Genomic DNA, 13,798 nt, shown 5'->3' with positions numbered 1-13,798 from the left:
GAAACTAACCATCCTGCTAAACTATTTAAGCCAATGTTCAGGACTCCTTAATGAACCAGGTAATTTTGTATGAATATCGCCCTTAGCCGAGTTAACTTGTGCTTGTGTTAAAAAGAAGCTTCCGGTTAAATTAGCACCGCTTAAATCCGCGTCTCTTAAGTCTGCACCGATAAAATCGACTACTCTCATGTCGGCTCCCCTGAGATCGGCGGCAATGAGCAAGGCTCCTCTCAAATTTATACCCCTAAGGTCGGCACCTTTGAACTTTGCACCTAAGAAGTCTCTTCCCTTACTTATTTTTTTATTCTTCTTTTGAAAAACCTTTGATCGTACAAGTTCACTTGTGCGGAGAAGTAAATCATTAACGACTGTTCTATGACCTGGCATATCAAGTTCTATTATAGATCTTGGATTCAAATTAGTAAGAGATTCTGTTTTTTCTAGAGCATTTTGCAATTCTTCATATATAGGTTTTGCATCCTCCAAACCAAGTGCTTCATTTAAATAGCAAAGCATTTCATGAAGCTGCTGCATAATAGGAAAGACCTCAAACATTTCTTTGGCCAGTCCTGGGTGATTACGCCAATCGTTCCCATCATAAGTGACTTGTGATACCTTTTGACCCGCGCCAAAGCATTCATAAACAGCACAGCCTCGAAACCCTTTATTTCTAAGATTTTTATGAATACCGCAGCGATAATCGGATTGCAAATTACGACAAGGGGTCCCTCCTTCCTTATCGAAAGCAAAATCGGCAGACTTCGCATAAGGCAAAGCCACACAGCACAAACCAAAACAATTTTCACAGTCGGCTCTTAATTTATTTATTACTTGTTTTGACAATACTTACACTTCCTCTAAAGATTCTAATATCTCTACAATAATAGGAGCAGGAAAAAAATTCAATTATCAATTTTCCATAAAAAAACGAGCCATATGGCTCAAGTTGTAATTTTATTTAACTAACCCAGCTCTTAAATTTTTAATGTCGAATTCCAAATATCCTTTTAAACAGGTCAGCATATAAACCCAGCCTTCTTTATTATCAATAATTTGATTGATAAAATCGCTGTCATTTTCATTAAAGCCTTCTTCAGTTACTTCAATAATAGTACTCGAATCATTTTGTTCTTCCAGCAACATGGTCACGGTATGTCCTTCTCCATTAGATCCCCACTGGAACACGATTTTCTTATTATTCTCAATCTCTTTTACTTCTATATCCCCTTGAGCATCGTATTCATCGTATCTCAATGTAATGGTTCTACCTTGTTCCCATCTTTCAGAACTTGAGGAGAACCAAAAATTCCCGATTTTTTCTGGGTCTACAAAAGCTTCAAATACTTTATTAGCAGGTGCAAAAATTTTCATCTTAGTACGGTTGTTCATTTTCTAAATCGACTCGCTTTCAATATTTTGATTGGGGCGAAGGTAAGGCGTATCACCGCTAAAATCATTTTTTCGCCAAAAAGTGGTTTTCAAACTTAAATTTTAATATTTTTTAAATATAATACATATATTCTGTAAAATGCCTCATTATCCTGCTCTGTTTTTTATGCGAAAAGCACATGAAAAATCCTGTTCCTTTTCACATAAAATCAAATCGCCTGTTTCCATTGAAGGATATTCTACAATAGAACCTTATATCCAAGCGCTGACCTTGATTTTCCAAATCATATGATCATATCCTTCATCCCAATAATCCTTTAACAAGTAATCAGGATCCCCAAATTTATTTTTCCAGATTCTTTGCGCGCTTTTATATCCACTGTCTAAACAAAACTCTTTCATCCCTGCATCTTGCAATGCAAAATACATTGCTTTCAATAACTTGGTCCCTATCCCCATTCTTTGGTAGTCAGGGTGGACAAATACAGTACCTACTTCCATCAGCCCTTTATATGCATTGTTTGTACAATTGCATATTAAATCACTTGCTGGACCATATTCAATCGTACCGATAATTCGATCAGCATTTATGGCTATCAAAAAATAGCGTTCCGCGCCATGACTTTCAAAATCACTTGCCAAGTATTTTTTCTTTATCTCGATTTCATTTTCAATATCATCCAGCTTTTCCCCCATACCTTCTTTTATAAAAGTGTCCGTAATCACCTTTCTAAAAAATTGATTTAACTCATTCATCTCCTCAATTTTTGGCCTTCTTATCTCAATATTTAGCATTAATTACCACTCCAAATTCCTATTCTGTACCGGATAGCTAATTAAAAAAAGAGTTGACGCATCAACTCATATTTTTACACCATTAAATATCCAATTTTTCTTTTTTCCCTTTACTATCCTCTTCATAATAACTGTCTTCCATATCTTCTTGGTTATCACGTGTTACTTTTGCGACCATAAAAGAGGAAACAATAATCCCGATTGTCCCCATAAAATAATAGCCTTTAACAAATAATGGTTCTTCTAACGTATAAAGCCCAACCAACATTAGTGCTGTAAAAATAGCGAATGCTGCCCAGGCTAAAAAAGTAAAGTGTTGAGTATTACGCTTTCTTTTCTTCATGAAATTTCCCCCATTTTTTATATATTATTACATTTATATTACCATAAAAAACAATAAAAACTTTAGCCCATTAACAAAATGGCAGCCAATTTTTTTGCCACAAAAATGTCAGATATTAAATGGGATTTGTGGTTTACATCACACTTTTTGTTAACTAGCGATTGTACAATCTAAGTGAATCCATAAATGAGAAGGGGCTGTTCTTTTGTTCAAGTTGCTGGTTTTTGTTTTAATCTCAATTACTTTGGTCTTGTTGGGTATTTTTATTGATGGGCTGATGGAGTTACATAAGCAAGATGAAGAAGATAAAAAAAATATCGTCAGAGAGGGAATCGAAGGATACTTGGATAAAACTTTTGGATTTGGGACTGTTAAGATTTTCAAATCGATTCTTGACGCCGATGGCAATTTTGGCTATTTGGTTTATTTGCCGCATTACGAGTGGTTCAAATCCCCAAAATACAAGTGGTATGAAGTTTTTCCTACCCAGAATGGTTTTCAGCATAATGAAACCGAAAGATGATATCAATCGATATGACATAACACCCCAGAAAGGGTGTTATTTTTTTATATTCCTTTATTACACAATCGTCATATTCGTAACATTTAAGACATATAATTTATCAATCAAATAGGAAGGAGGGAGAACCAATGGATAATCGGATTTTCTTGTTCCTTGCTACTATTTTATCAGGTTTTGCACTTATTAGAGTTCCTTTAGCTGATTCTTTTCTTGAAAGCGTTTCACCTGTTACAGATATCATTGGCATATTGACTGTTATCGTCTTCTCACTTGTTTTAGTTTATAAGGGAGTCAAAGGTTTGTTCAGTAAGTAAATAGGTTAGGTGTGAAAAGCACTCTATATGGGTGCTTTTCTTATTTAAATTTCTCTCTTTTATTTTCAGGTTGTTTCAACCAAAAACGAACCCCTTTACCAGCTAAAGGTTCATCTTTATATCTTGGTATAACATGGAGATGACAGTGAAATATAGTTTGATTGGAAACTTCACCTGCATTCCAGCCAAGTGTATACCCATCTGGAGTAAATTTTTCATCAAGATATTTTTTGGCACTTTGTAAAAGTTCAAATGTATCGTTCCACTCTTCTTTTGTTAATTCAAATACGTTAGCATGATGCTTTTTCGGGACAATGACACCACAGCCTTCTAAAACTTCTTGTTCCTTGTTGTGTTGTAAAAAATAGCATGTTTCATTTTCAAATACGATATTCTGTTCAACATCTTTATGTGGCCGACAAAACGGACAATGTTCATCGTAAGCCATATTTACCTCCAAATACTAATCGATCTCACTTACTAATTTTCGTTATCTCTTGATTAAACTCCTTCGCCAATAACAAAAAACATCTCTTCACAACAAGTGAAGAGATAAAAATTCAATCCTGTTTTTCTTTTATTTGTTCCCGAATCATTTCTAGTTCTTTTAAGGAAAGTTCACCAAGGGATTTTTTTATTTCCTCTTCAATCTCTTTTCTGTTGCTCTCTCGATATCGATTCCACCATTCTCTTAGGCCTTCTGTATGATCCAAGAGGTATTCGATATCTATCTCTTCCACTTCATCGTCTGACAAGTAATTCAATGTAGCTGCCAACATGCGATTAAGGTTAGCGATTTCATCATCTTCTTCTTCTATTTCTGGCAATACTTCCTTTGTTTCCTGATTCGTGTCCTCATTGTCAGTGGGTGCTGCTTTTCGTGGCATCATTTTCCTCCTATCCTTTTTTATTTAAATTATGCCTTTTAGTATTACCATTAAAATAATATCGATTAACTTTACGGCGTAAAATTCAATGCATATAAAAAGCCCTTCTAAGTTAGGGCTTTTTGTCTTTTTACAAATTTAATAATATTAAAACCACAATCTTTTATGATAATCATATTCTGAGATATCGTAATTCTCTTCTGTTTCTATTTTTGGGGTACACTTTTCACAAGGTTCTTCTGATTGGTTATGTTCACATTGTTCAAATAATAGTTCCATAGTTTGTATCCCCTCTCCTATTTGTTACTTTCATTTTAATGTAAGCGATTTCATTTGTCAGGTGCTTTTTACTGGAAATTATATTTTGTTACTATCAACTTCTAATCCCTTTACCAGTATTTTTATGTAAAATAATAAGAGCATTGAGAAATTCCAATACTCTTTTTTGTGCCTATTAATACTTTTTGTATCAACGTTCTTAGTTAAAAAAAGAATGGAGAGAAACCAAATCCAACAAACGGGAAGAAAACGGGTGGTCTAAAAAAGCGTGGTCTAAAGAACGGTCTTGGACCAAAAAAGCCAAATCCGTATCCATCATTCGAACTTGAGGAATTTAATTCTTCAATCTCAAGGCCATCTTTTCTTACCTTTACAACTTTTCCAATTGACCATTCACCTTTATTATTTTTAAACTGAATCATTTTACCCTCTAAATGCTGTGCCTGCTCATAATTTAATTGCATCAAGATTCCTCCTTATTTGAACTACTTTAATGTATGAAGGATGTCCTATATGTGTAAAGGCAATTATCCTAACTTTGTCCAAATTTTTAATGGATTCTGATTTATGAATCTGCTGAGCAAATGATACCCATTTTTAAAAATTCAGGACATATGTCCTTTCCAAGATAATGCATCTGTTTTTAAATAAAAGAGAGAAACAGATTGAGGTGAAGAAAAATGAAAGGGATATTATTTGCTTTCTTAGGCGGAGCCTTTATAACACTACAAGGGGTTGCCAATACTAGAATTAGCCAGGATATTGGTACATGGCAGGCAGCGACTATTACCCAGTTAACTGGATTTATCATGGCCATGGTGATTCTAATATTCATTCGGGACCGAAAGTGGAAAAGATTTAAGCAAGTGAAACCTTTATATTTGGCCGGTGGAGCATTTGGAGCCATTGTTATCTTTAGTAATGTCACTGCAATTCAAAGAATAGGAGTTACTCTTTCGATATCCGCACTCCTGATTGCCCAGCTGGTGCTGACCTACATCATTGATAGTAACGGATGGTTTGGCACAGTTAGGCAGAAGATAAAGCTGCCACAATTTATCGGCATCGGCTTGATGATAGCGGGTGTGGTGATTTTAAGATTTTAACTGGAGGTGAGTCCGGAAGATGAAAGAAATCAACGACCTTGAACAAGTTAAATCATATTTGTCTGCTCATCAAATCGAATCGATATTTAATGAACAAATAATACCGCATTTGTCGCTCTACACCTTTGAACATGGGGAATTCATTTGTTCCCAAGGTGAGGCTTCCCAATATTTGTACGTCCTTGTTAAAGGTAAAATTAAAGTGTATACCACTTCGGCAGAAGGAAGGACCCTTATTCTTTCATTTAAGACACCTCTTGAGGTGATTGGGGATATTGAATACGTGCAGGATATAAACATTATTAATACGGTTGAAGCCGTATCATCGGTTTATATGATCGGAGTGCAGTATTATTGGTTGAGAAAATACGGAAAAGATCATGCCCCTCTTTTGCAATTTTTACTAGATATCATAACTCAAAAATTTCACCTTAAAACCAATTCTATGAGCTTCAATATATTGTATCCAGTGGAGGTGCGGTTCGCCAGTTATTTATTGTCTGTCTCCATTAATGAATCCGATTCTATGAATAAAGAGCAGCTGCGCATCAGTATAAAGGATGCCGCGAACTTTATAGGAACCAGTTACCGGCATCTCAATCGGGTCATCGGGCAGTTTTGCACAGAAGGGTTAATTGAACGAAATAAAGGTTTCATTCTTGTTAAGGACAGAGAAGGATTACGAGCTATTGCAGGCGATAATATATACGAATAGACTTTCCACGGGGAAGATTTTAATAATTTAAGGAGTTGAGAATGTGATTCTAGGACTACTATTTTCAATTATTGCAGGTTCCTTGGTCAGCTTGCAAAATATTTTTAACAGTAAAGTAAATGAACGTGCAGGATCTTGGGCAACCACAACTTTGGTTTTAGGATTAGGATTCCTGGCATCGCTGTCGATTGGTTTCATCTTTGATGGAAAACAACTATTTGTCCTGCAAAATATGAAAACCTGGTATTGGTTCAGCGGTTTAATCGGGGTGGGAGTGGTAACCAGTATTGTGCAGGGGATGAGACTGCTTGGCCCAACGTATACGATTTCAATCGTCATGTCATCGCAGCTTGGGTTTGCCTTATTGGGGGATTCTTTAGGCTTGCTTGGTCTTACTCGGGTCCCATTTACTTTCAAGCAATTGATTGGTGTTCTGGTCATAGTTGGCGGAATTCTTGTTTTTAAATTAGGTGGTTCTAAAGTAAAACACGGGGCAGCTAAGATGACTTCATAATTTGCCTGCCCAAATTTTTTATGATTAAGGGTACCTCCGCTAAATCATTGATAATAATATCAGCATCTACATCGTTCCAATGAAAATCCTTTTTCCAGATTGATTGCATCCCTGCGTTCTGTGCAGCTTTCACATCATTTTCGGGATGATCGCCGACGTAAATGCATTCATCTGGCAATACTTTAAGTTGATACATTGCTCTTTTAAAAATTCCAGGGTCCGGTTTTTTTATCCCTTCCCATTCAGATATTAAAATAACATCAAAAAAATTTCTAATTCCCAAGGCCTCTATATTCTCCATTTGGAATTGCCCTTTTCCATTTGAAATGATTCCTAAAGCTATATTACCGCTTCGTAATTCGCCTAACATATTTTCGAGATTCGGAAAAGTGATGCAGCTATTCTTAAAGCGGCATATATAATCTTGAAGTAATTCTTCCCATGTTATTGCAGAAATATCGAATTCTTCGACTAATTGCTGATATACTTTATCTTTCCATACATACCCGCGGTTATCTAGTTCTATAAATCTTTTAATGTATTCCGATTTTGGTATATGACCCAAATCATTATTTAGTCGTTTGTATTGATCCTCAATAAACTTTTTTACCGTTCCGTCTCGGTCTAATAATGTCCCATCTAGATCGAAGATGACAGCTTTTATCAGTTTTACTCACCTCTCTAATCGACCGGCACTCCTGTTTTTCTCGGCTGACGGGCTTTATGAAACGCTCTTATCGACCGGCTTTCCTGTTTTCCAGGCTGACAGGCTTTATGAAGCGCTCTTATCGACCGACGCACCTGTTTTTCTCAGCTGACGGGCTTTAGGAAATACTCTTATCTAGGATTTCCCCAATCAAAAACGTCAATCGGGATTAATTTATCAAATTCACCTTCTTCTATTATAATCCATACACGTTCATCTAAAGAATAATTTTCAAAATATACCCAATTTAAAAATCTGCAATGTTAAAATGGTACTACATTGGAAATTAAATGGTCACAGTCCGAAATGGGGAGCCAAAATGGTAAAAAACAAGAAGTTTTTATTACTTGCTCTTTTTCTTCTTTTTGCGTCTATGGTAATAAATTTTCCTTTCCCTCACGAAAAAACGTTTGGTGAGACAATGTCGATATTTACTATGCCAATCACCACGGTTAATGGAATATCAATTGTAGGAATTACTGCACTATCTTTCTTTATTTTAGGTTCATTTTTTCTTGCAAAATCATTGAAAAAATATCAAGGCAGGTTAATTTTTCTCGCCATATTAATCTCCGTATTAGCACCGCATTACTTTATTGAATTATTTCAAAGAACTATTGCATCTGGGATTTATGCGATATCCTATGACCGGAGTGAAAGTAGTTGCCGCTTTGAAATGACCAATAAAACAATATTGCATGGAGAGTGTGAACTCCCTTTTGAAAATTACAGCAAGAATGATGTCCAATTTACCATCGAATTTTATGAAGAATATGCCTTCGAAGATGATGTTCGAATTTTATCTCTTATGAATAACAACGCCCCCTATAAGGTCAAGTTGGGTGGGAAAGAGCGCAGACGAGTGAAGATTGAGACAAATATTGACGTCTCAATGATAGACCACCACATTGAAAGTGGGGAAGCAGCGGAAGTAAATATTATCATCAAATCGGTGAAAAACAGCAGAAAATTGTGAGGAAAGATGCAAGAGCCTGAAACATTTCAGGCTCTTATATTTTACCTGGTACTGACACCATTAGATTGACGTTTTTCTGAATGCCCGGAAATAAATCACTAATGATATTCCTAAAATTAGTACGGAGGTTAACAATAAAATATTTCTAATAATCCCGGCCCCAATTGTGGGAGAACTTGATAAGAAAATGGAAGGAATAATGAGAACAATCCCCACAATACTTAAAAAGTAACAAAATATTTTGTGGTTACTTCTTAAAAACATATATCCTGACAAGATAAAAAAGTATAAGCTGCTAAGAAGTAGAACGGTTGGGAATACAGGCTTGAATTTCACAGCATAGAATAAGTAATCGAGTTGAGATATATCCTGCTTCCCATTAATTTCTCCATTTAGCATTTTTGAAAAAGGGGCAGAATACTGCCATTCCCAAGAATTATCGATCAATTCACTTCCTTCATACCATGTTGCTATGGCAGCAAAAAAGATCAGTGATAGTGTCAAGATAAATTGGAAAATGATTTTAAAAGACATTTATTCACCTCTTTTTTATTCACTTAAATTTCACTATCATATTCCAGGATGTTCCATCAAAACCGACCTTTTGAAATCCTAAGCGATTGTAGAGCTTTAAAGCAGGATTATTGGGATCAACGCTTAATGAAACTGCACCGAATCCAGCCTCTTTCGTTATTCTTAGCATTTCCCCAAGCAGCGCTGTCCCTATTCCGCTGCCTCTGTATTCCGGAAGAAGTGCCATACCTAAAAGGGGCGTTTGGCTATCAATATAACCAAATGTCTTATTTAGATCATCGAATAACCGTACCCAAACTGCCCCAATTGGATTATTATAGGCATCGATTGCTATCAAGGCTGTATCGCCTTTTCTCCCCCACCCTTTTAAAGATTGTTGAATGTTTGGTTCTTTTAAGATGTCCTTAGAAGGTCGAGGCTCTCCATCGGGAATGAAAATCGCTTGGTACAACATTTCCCATAAAAAATCCTCGTCGGCTGTTGTGCCTATTCTAATATTATAGACCTTCGATTTATCAGAAATTGCTTGTAGTACTTGGTTCAATTCCTTTTCACCCATTGAAGATAATCTTAGACAGTAGTCTTGAAAATCTAAATGAGCAGTAACGGGATTCGGAACAATCACACATTGGAGGCCAGCGGCCCTCGCTGCTCTTAGTCCATTCAAAGAATCTTCAAATGCAATCGCTTCGGAGGGTAGTACACCTAGTGCTTCCATAGCTTTCAAATATAATTCCGGATTTGGCTTTACTTTTGAAACATCATCCCGTGTTTTAATTACATCAAAATACTGGATAATGTCGAGTTTCGTTAAAAATCCTTCCACCCATTTACGGCTAGAACTTGAAGCTAACCCAATTTTAAGCCCTAGTTCCTTTGCTTCTTTTAAGTAAGCCTCGACTCCTTCTCTTGCAGCCGGTTCACCCATTTTCACATTAAAGAGTTCATGGGCACTAGCTTCTATCACACTCGGTTCAATCTGAATCTTTTGTTGTATGTATGAAAAAAATTCCGTATCCTGCGTACCAATAATTTTGGAGAATCGTTCCAGGGTCAACTCAAAGCCGTGGCCTCCTAAAACTTCTTTATAACTCTCAAACCAAATGGTTTCTGTATCAACAATTAAACCATCAAAATCAAAAATGATAGCTTTCAACAATATCACCTCTTAAATGTTAGACGTAATTTTTAGAAAAAGGTTTTACAAAAAAAAGAGCCGGCAGCATAAATCGGACGACTCATTCTTCTTTTTAAAATAATTTTTCATAACATACTTCCCCTGTTGTAACTACATATTAGACTATTTAGGAGAAAAAAGTTTTATATGTTAAAAAGTTTTTCTGTGCCAGACATAGTATCATAAAAAAAGGCTGTTGATTTCGTTCATCAACAGCCTTTTTTAAAATTATTATTTAATTTTGATAATATCCTGATCAAAGCTTTCTACACCTTCATCAAATGTGAGCTTAGTTTTAAATCGGTAAGAAATATCTTTCGATGAAGCCGGGACCGATTCTGGCAGCTGAAAGATAAAATCCACCTTATTCGATGCTTCAGAGTCAATCCAAGCGGATAGCATGATTGTTGTGCTATCAATGACCTTTTCTATTCCGCTTGCATGATCCAATAAGACCAAATCACAATCTATTTGTTTAATTTGCTGCTCGATTGTGCCGCCCTTAATCAAGAAATATCCGCCAACAGAATCGCCTGCTTTAAACGTGTCTTTTTGCAGGATAAGGTCAATCTCCGCCGAACCGATGCCAACAAGCGACAAATATCTTCTAAGTATCAACTTTAATATCCTCCTGAATGATTTCTTTAACGGGTGAAACATTTCATTATATGCTCCTACATTTTTTTCATCCATCCGCTTTTCAATTATTTCGAGTTGATTCTCCTGGCATTTTCACGATCTTTTACTAAACAAAAGTCGAAAGAATCTTCACAACTTCCACACAAGTTCCCCCTAATTTCTACACAAGTTTCTTTTAATATAAAGGTAACTTAATTAGGAAATAGGTTCTTAAACTCATTTCTTAAAACTTCCCATTTAGGATTGGTGCTGGCACCAATCCATTTTTTTGTGTATTTTGCTTTCCATATTTGGAAAAATAATAAAAAAATTTAATGGGGGCTTAATTTGACAAATATTTTTGAATCGCTAAAAGACTATTTACAAATGAATTTAGATGATGAACCGAAAAACCCGCTTCATGTAGGAGAAGTGATGAGCTGTTGGTTGTATCTAACAATCATAGAGGAGGCCAGTATTTTTTTGCAGACTGGTTTAAACATGACAACAGATGATGATGTTGTGAAGATTTTAAAGGAGAGCTTAAAACAATGTGATACACAAGGACAGAGATTTAAGGAATTTATGATAAAAGAAGGTATTCACTTACCGCCAACAAGCGAGCAGCGTCCTTTCTCTGACCCGGAGGCAGTTCCGTTGGGCACGAAACTAACCGATGATGAGATTATGAACGGTGTAAGTATCAAAACGGTTACGGCAATTGTTCACTGTGCCACTGCTGCCTCACAATCCATTAGAAATGATGTAGGTTCATTGTTTACCCACGCGATGATTGAAAAGATGAAATTTGGTTCTTCATTGAAGGAGCTAATGAGGAAAAGAGGATGGATTAAAGTACCTCCCTACTACTATCCACCAGGGAAACCTCGGGAGTATTCGTGAAAATAAGTCAGCCACCACAAAATGTGATGGCTGACTTATTTTTTAGTTAACTCCTACCTGTGACCAAGCATTCGCAACTGCATTATATTGCGTGCTTCCAGTTCCGTAAAGGTCAGCAGCGGCCGCAAGCAGGGCAGCACGAGCATCGCTAAAATCGCTTTGTGGTGCTAGATAAACTGTTAAAGCACGATAATAGATTTTTTCTGCAACAGATGTTCCAAGGCTGTTAATAGTTAAATAAGCAGCTTTGTTTGGAATACCGCTGTTCGTGTGAACACCGCCGTTATCAGAAGTTGTATTCACATAGTTATTCATATGATCAGGCTGTCCATATAGAGTTGGATTGGACAAACTTCTTAATGCATCTCCGGATTTTTGTGGTGTATAAACATCTTCACCCATTAAATAATCACCCTTATCAAGGAATACGCCGAATGTATCGGAAATCGATTCATTCAATGCTCCTGACTGGTATTGATATTCTAAACCAGCCGTTCTCTCTGTTACCGCATGGGTTAATTCGTGGGCTACAACATCAAGAGCGCCGGAAAGCGGCCTAAACTGTACTCCATCTCCATCACCATATACCATTTGCTGGCCATTCCAGAAGGCATTGTTATAGTTTCTGCTGTAGTGAACGGAGGAACGAATCGTTGCTCCATTATTATCAAAACTATTGCGGTTAAATGTATTTTTATAATAGTCATATACTTTACCAGCATAGTAGTTAGCGTCTACATCTGCACCTTGAGAAACGGCATTGAATAAATTATCTGGGTCAACAGAATAATTGCCTGGTAAAAGGGTACGATTTTGTGCTGTTCTTGTTTCAATGACTCCAGTCATCGGTTTTGTTACATCGTACAAATAATAAGTACTGTTTGAAAAATAAGTATTAAATGTTTTATAGTCTCCTAATACACCGTATCCGGAACCAGTTGCAGCCCCATCAGCGACAGCATTATAGGAATTTAAAATGTTGCCATTCACAGCATCAACATAAACAACCCAGTTTGCCCCATATGGCTGGATGAATTGAAGATTTGTTTTGTAGGCCAAATAAAAATCATTGGTTTTTTTATAAACGACTAATTCTGCCTTTTCAGCCGTATCTTCTACCTTTTTACCGGTTGGATCTACTTCGGCATTCGTTAATGTATCTTTCTTTGATAGATTAATAGATTTCCAAGCCTTATCAAGAGCATCAGCCTTGGATAGCTGCGCTTTAAGGGCGCCTTTAAAGTAGGAGGAAGCTTCTGGGAAGACGTCACCATTTACAGCCGTTACGATGCCATTTTTATCTGTATGAACCTTGAATTTCGCACCATCCACAGGAATTCCCTGAACAGATTGGACAAAATCATAGTGAGTTGTGCCAAGCTCGTCCTTTTGGACACCTAGTAAAGTCAAATCTTTATCTGCATCTAATTGATAAAGTTCCTTATTTTCTTTTAAAAATTGCTTGACCGCCGCTTTATCGTTCAGTGCTTTTGTTGATAGTTTTCCATGTACAAAAGATGGAACTGTTTGACCCTTTTTCCAGTTCACCTTTGCATCTTTACCATATTGCTTTGCATCCTTTGTGACCATAACATTGTACGGAACCGCACTTTGTGTTTGTGCCGCAGCAGTGATCGGCAATACAGCCCCAACAGTTAGTCCCAATGCTAGTACCAGTGACGTTCTCTTTTTCATTCTTCCATCCTCCTAATAGATAAAAAGATTTGTTTGGAATTTAATAATAGCATGGTAAATCTATCTGCATTATTGGGAAAAAAGTGATTTCTACTAGTGCCTGTCCCTGTTCGAAGTTTGTCGAATCTATTAAAAAACCCAAGGCTTGTTTCAAAATAGCCTTGGGAAATATTATTGGTTTAGTGATTTTGATAGGAAAATGAATTTAAAAAATGATTTTAACTTTAAAAAAGCCCTACTTGGAATTGAGATCGGTACTTTGGATTGATTTACTAGCCGAAAATTGAACCATACTCGCTAAAATTTCAATTTACTCGCAAAAAA

20 protein-coding genes and 1 pseudogene are annotated in these 13,798 nt (G+C 36.4%); 7 read left to right on the top strand and 14 right to left on the bottom strand.

Annotated elements, in window-relative coordinates; translation table 11 throughout:
* Nucleotides 1-21 precede the first annotated feature (21 nt).
* The 4 genes from ACIFOT_RS10160 to ACIFOT_RS10145 form a co-directional block, all read right to left on the bottom strand.
* On the bottom strand, nt 22-843 hold the full coding sequence (locus tag ACIFOT_RS10160) for a pentapeptide repeat-containing protein (protein ID WP_430064310.1): 822 nt from the start codon (nt 841-843) through the stop codon (nt 22-24).
* Nucleotides 844-954: 111 nt separating this feature from the next.
* On the bottom strand, nt 955-1,389 hold the full coding sequence (locus ACIFOT_RS10155; RefSeq protein WP_430064308.1) for an SRPBCC family protein: 435 nt from the start codon (nt 1,387-1,389) through the stop codon (nt 955-957).
* Between the two features lie 252 nt (nt 1,390-1,641).
* A complete protein-coding gene (locus ACIFOT_RS10150) occupies nt 1,642-2,184 on the bottom strand; it encodes a GNAT family N-acetyltransferase (protein ID WP_430064307.1) in 543 nt (180 codons plus the stop codon).
* Between the two features lie 82 nt (nt 2,185-2,266).
* Nucleotides 2,267-2,527 carry a YiaA/YiaB family inner membrane protein gene (locus ACIFOT_RS10145; RefSeq protein WP_430064305.1) on the bottom strand — a complete coding sequence of 87 codons (261 nt, stop codon included), beginning with the start codon at nt 2,525-2,527 and terminating at the stop codon, nt 2,267-2,269.
* Between the two features lie 205 nt (nt 2,528-2,732).
* Between ACIFOT_RS10145 and ACIFOT_RS10140 the strand changes: the two genes are divergently transcribed.
* Nucleotides 2,733-3,050 carry a hypothetical protein gene (locus ACIFOT_RS10140; RefSeq protein WP_430064303.1) on the top strand — a complete coding sequence of 106 codons (318 nt, stop codon included), beginning with the start codon at nt 2,733-2,735 and terminating at the stop codon, nt 3,048-3,050.
* Between the two features lie 128 nt (nt 3,051-3,178).
* Entirely contained in the window at nt 3,179-3,364 is a 186-nt protein-coding gene (locus tag ACIFOT_RS10135) for a hypothetical protein (RefSeq protein WP_430064301.1), read from the top strand.
* Nucleotides 3,365-3,404: 40 nt separating this feature from the next.
* On the opposite strand, the gene ACIFOT_RS10130 is transcribed toward ACIFOT_RS10135, so the two are convergent.
* From ACIFOT_RS10130 to ACIFOT_RS10115, 4 genes are all read right to left on the bottom strand, one after another.
* Nucleotides 3,405-3,812 carry an HIT family protein gene (locus tag ACIFOT_RS10130; protein ID WP_430064299.1) on the bottom strand — a complete coding sequence of 136 codons (408 nt, stop codon included), beginning with the start codon at nt 3,810-3,812 and terminating at the stop codon, nt 3,405-3,407.
* 112 nt (nt 3,813-3,924) lie between these two features.
* The gene (locus ACIFOT_RS10125; RefSeq protein ID WP_430064298.1) at nt 3,925-4,254 is read right to left on the bottom strand and encodes a hypothetical protein; all 330 of its coding nucleotides are present in this window, start codon (nt 4,252-4,254) and stop codon (nt 3,925-3,927) included.
* A 144-nt stretch (nt 4,255-4,398) separates the two neighbouring features.
* Nucleotides 4,399-4,530, bottom strand: a complete 132-nt coding sequence (locus tag ACIFOT_RS10120; protein WP_430064296.1) for a hypothetical protein — start codon at nt 4,528-4,530, stop codon at nt 4,399-4,401.
* Between the two features lie 203 nt (nt 4,531-4,733).
* Entirely contained in the window at nt 4,734-4,994 is a 261-nt protein-coding gene (locus ACIFOT_RS10115) for a hypothetical protein (protein WP_430064295.1), read from the bottom strand.
* A gap of 216 nt (nt 4,995-5,210) precedes the next feature.
* Here ACIFOT_RS10115 and ACIFOT_RS10110 point away from each other — a divergent pair, with 216 nt between their 5' ends.
* Genes ACIFOT_RS10110 through ACIFOT_RS10100 form a run of 3 tightly spaced genes read left to right on the top strand, consistent with a single transcriptional unit; the run spans nt 5,211 to nt 6,865 of the window.
* The gene (locus ACIFOT_RS10110) at nt 5,211-5,636 is read left to right on the top strand and encodes a DMT family transporter (RefSeq protein ID WP_430064293.1); all 426 of its coding nucleotides are present in this window, start codon (nt 5,211-5,213) and stop codon (nt 5,634-5,636) included.
* A 19-nt stretch (nt 5,637-5,655) separates the two neighbouring features.
* On the top strand, nt 5,656-6,351 hold the full coding sequence (locus ACIFOT_RS10105; protein WP_430064291.1) for a Crp/Fnr family transcriptional regulator: 696 nt from the start codon (nt 5,656-5,658) through the stop codon (nt 6,349-6,351).
* Between the two features lie 43 nt (nt 6,352-6,394).
* On the top strand, nt 6,395-6,865 hold the full coding sequence (locus ACIFOT_RS10100; protein ID WP_430064289.1) for a DMT family transporter: 471 nt from the start codon (nt 6,395-6,397) through the stop codon (nt 6,863-6,865).
* On the opposite strand, the gene ACIFOT_RS10095 is transcribed toward ACIFOT_RS10100, so the two are convergent.
* The gene (locus ACIFOT_RS10095; protein ID WP_430064367.1) at nt 6,849-7,532 is read right to left on the bottom strand and encodes an HAD family hydrolase; all 684 of its coding nucleotides are present in this window, start codon (nt 7,530-7,532) and stop codon (nt 6,849-6,851) included. The two genes, ACIFOT_RS10100 and ACIFOT_RS10095, sit on opposite strands and share 17 nt — an antisense overlap.
* A 358-nt stretch (nt 7,533-7,890) precedes the next feature.
* Here ACIFOT_RS10095 and ACIFOT_RS10090 point away from each other — a divergent pair, with 358 nt between their 5' ends.
* A complete protein-coding gene (locus ACIFOT_RS10090) occupies nt 7,891-8,547 on the top strand; it encodes a hypothetical protein (protein ID WP_430064288.1) in 657 nt (218 codons plus the stop codon).
* Between the two features lie 60 nt (nt 8,548-8,607).
* Here ACIFOT_RS10090 and ACIFOT_RS10085 read toward each other — a convergent pair whose 3' ends face one another.
* The 4 genes and pseudogenes from ACIFOT_RS10085 to ACIFOT_RS10070 form a co-directional block, all read right to left on the bottom strand.
* The gene (locus ACIFOT_RS10085) at nt 8,608-9,081 is read right to left on the bottom strand and encodes a DUF4306 domain-containing protein (RefSeq protein ID WP_430064286.1); all 474 of its coding nucleotides are present in this window, start codon (nt 9,079-9,081) and stop codon (nt 8,608-8,610) included.
* A gap of 19 nt (nt 9,082-9,100) precedes the next feature.
* The gene (locus ACIFOT_RS10080; protein ID WP_430064365.1) at nt 9,101-9,535 is read right to left on the bottom strand and encodes a GNAT family N-acetyltransferase; all 435 of its coding nucleotides are present in this window, start codon (nt 9,533-9,535) and stop codon (nt 9,101-9,103) included.
* Between the two features lie 66 nt (nt 9,536-9,601).
* A pseudogene (locus ACIFOT_RS10075) lies at nt 9,602-10,240 on the bottom strand (HAD family hydrolase); the annotation flags it as partial.
* A 249-nt stretch (nt 10,241-10,489) separates the two neighbouring features.
* Complete coding sequence (locus tag ACIFOT_RS10070) at nt 10,490-10,876, bottom strand: sporulation protein (protein WP_430064285.1); 387 nt, start codon at nt 10,874-10,876, stop codon at nt 10,490-10,492.
* A 348-nt stretch (nt 10,877-11,224) separates the two neighbouring features.
* Here ACIFOT_RS10070 and ACIFOT_RS10065 point away from each other — a divergent pair, with 348 nt between their 5' ends.
* The gene (locus ACIFOT_RS10065) at nt 11,225-11,779 is read left to right on the top strand and encodes a DUF3231 family protein (RefSeq protein WP_430064283.1); all 555 of its coding nucleotides are present in this window, start codon (nt 11,225-11,227) and stop codon (nt 11,777-11,779) included.
* A gap of 42 nt (nt 11,780-11,821) precedes the next feature.
* Here ACIFOT_RS10065 and ACIFOT_RS10060 read toward each other — a convergent pair whose 3' ends face one another.
* A complete protein-coding gene (locus ACIFOT_RS10060; protein WP_430064281.1) occupies nt 11,822-13,474 on the bottom strand; it encodes a M4 family metallopeptidase in 1,653 nt (550 codons plus the stop codon).
* Nucleotides 13,475-13,798: the final 324 nt, after the last annotated feature.

The sequence above is a fragment of the Neobacillus sp. NRS-1170 genome (assembly GCF_050468025.1).
This window is presented reverse-complemented; position numbering and strand designations above follow the sequence as displayed.

Coding starts and splice junctions, on each gene's coding strand:
- ACIFOT_RS10155 (WP_430064308.1), bottom strand. CDS start 1,389: ATGAACAACCGTACTAAGATGAAAATTTTTGCACCTGCTAATAAAGTA.
- ACIFOT_RS10150 (WP_430064307.1), bottom strand. CDS start 2,184: ATGCTAAATATTGAGATAAGAAGGCCAAAAATTGAGGAGATGAATGAG.
- ACIFOT_RS10145 (WP_430064305.1), bottom strand. CDS start 2,527: ATGAAGAAAAGAAAGCGTAATACTCAACACTTTACTTTTTTAGCCTGG.
- ACIFOT_RS10135 (WP_430064301.1), top strand. CDS start 3,179: ATGGATAATCGGATTTTCTTGTTCCTTGCTACTATTTTATCAGGTTTT.
- ACIFOT_RS10130 (WP_430064299.1), bottom strand. CDS start 3,812: ATGGCTTACGATGAACATTGTCCGTTTTGTCGGCCACATAAAGATGTT.
- ACIFOT_RS10125 (WP_430064298.1), bottom strand. CDS start 4,254: ATGATGCCACGAAAAGCAGCACCCACTGACAATGAGGACACGAATCAG.
- ACIFOT_RS10120 (WP_430064296.1), bottom strand. CDS start 4,530: ATGGAACTATTATTTGAACAATGTGAACATAACCAATCAGAAGAACCT.
- ACIFOT_RS10115 (WP_430064295.1), bottom strand. CDS start 4,994: ATGCAATTAAATTATGAGCAGGCACAGCATTTAGAGGGTAAAATGATT.
- ACIFOT_RS10110 (WP_430064293.1), top strand. CDS start 5,211: ATGAAAGGGATATTATTTGCTTTCTTAGGCGGAGCCTTTATAACACTA.
- ACIFOT_RS10105 (WP_430064291.1), top strand. CDS start 5,656: ATGAAAGAAATCAACGACCTTGAACAAGTTAAATCATATTTGTCTGCT.
- ACIFOT_RS10090 (WP_430064288.1), top strand. CDS start 7,891: ATGGTAAAAAACAAGAAGTTTTTATTACTTGCTCTTTTTCTTCTTTTT.
- ACIFOT_RS10085 (WP_430064286.1), bottom strand. CDS start 9,081: ATGTCTTTTAAAATCATTTTCCAATTTATCTTGACACTATCACTGATC.
- ACIFOT_RS10080 (WP_430064365.1), bottom strand. CDS start 9,535: ATGTTGTACCAAGCGATTTTCATTCCCGATGGAGAGCCTCGACCTTCT.
- ACIFOT_RS10060 (WP_430064281.1), bottom strand. CDS start 13,474: ATGAAAAAGAGAACGTCACTGGTACTAGCATTGGGACTAACTGTTGGG.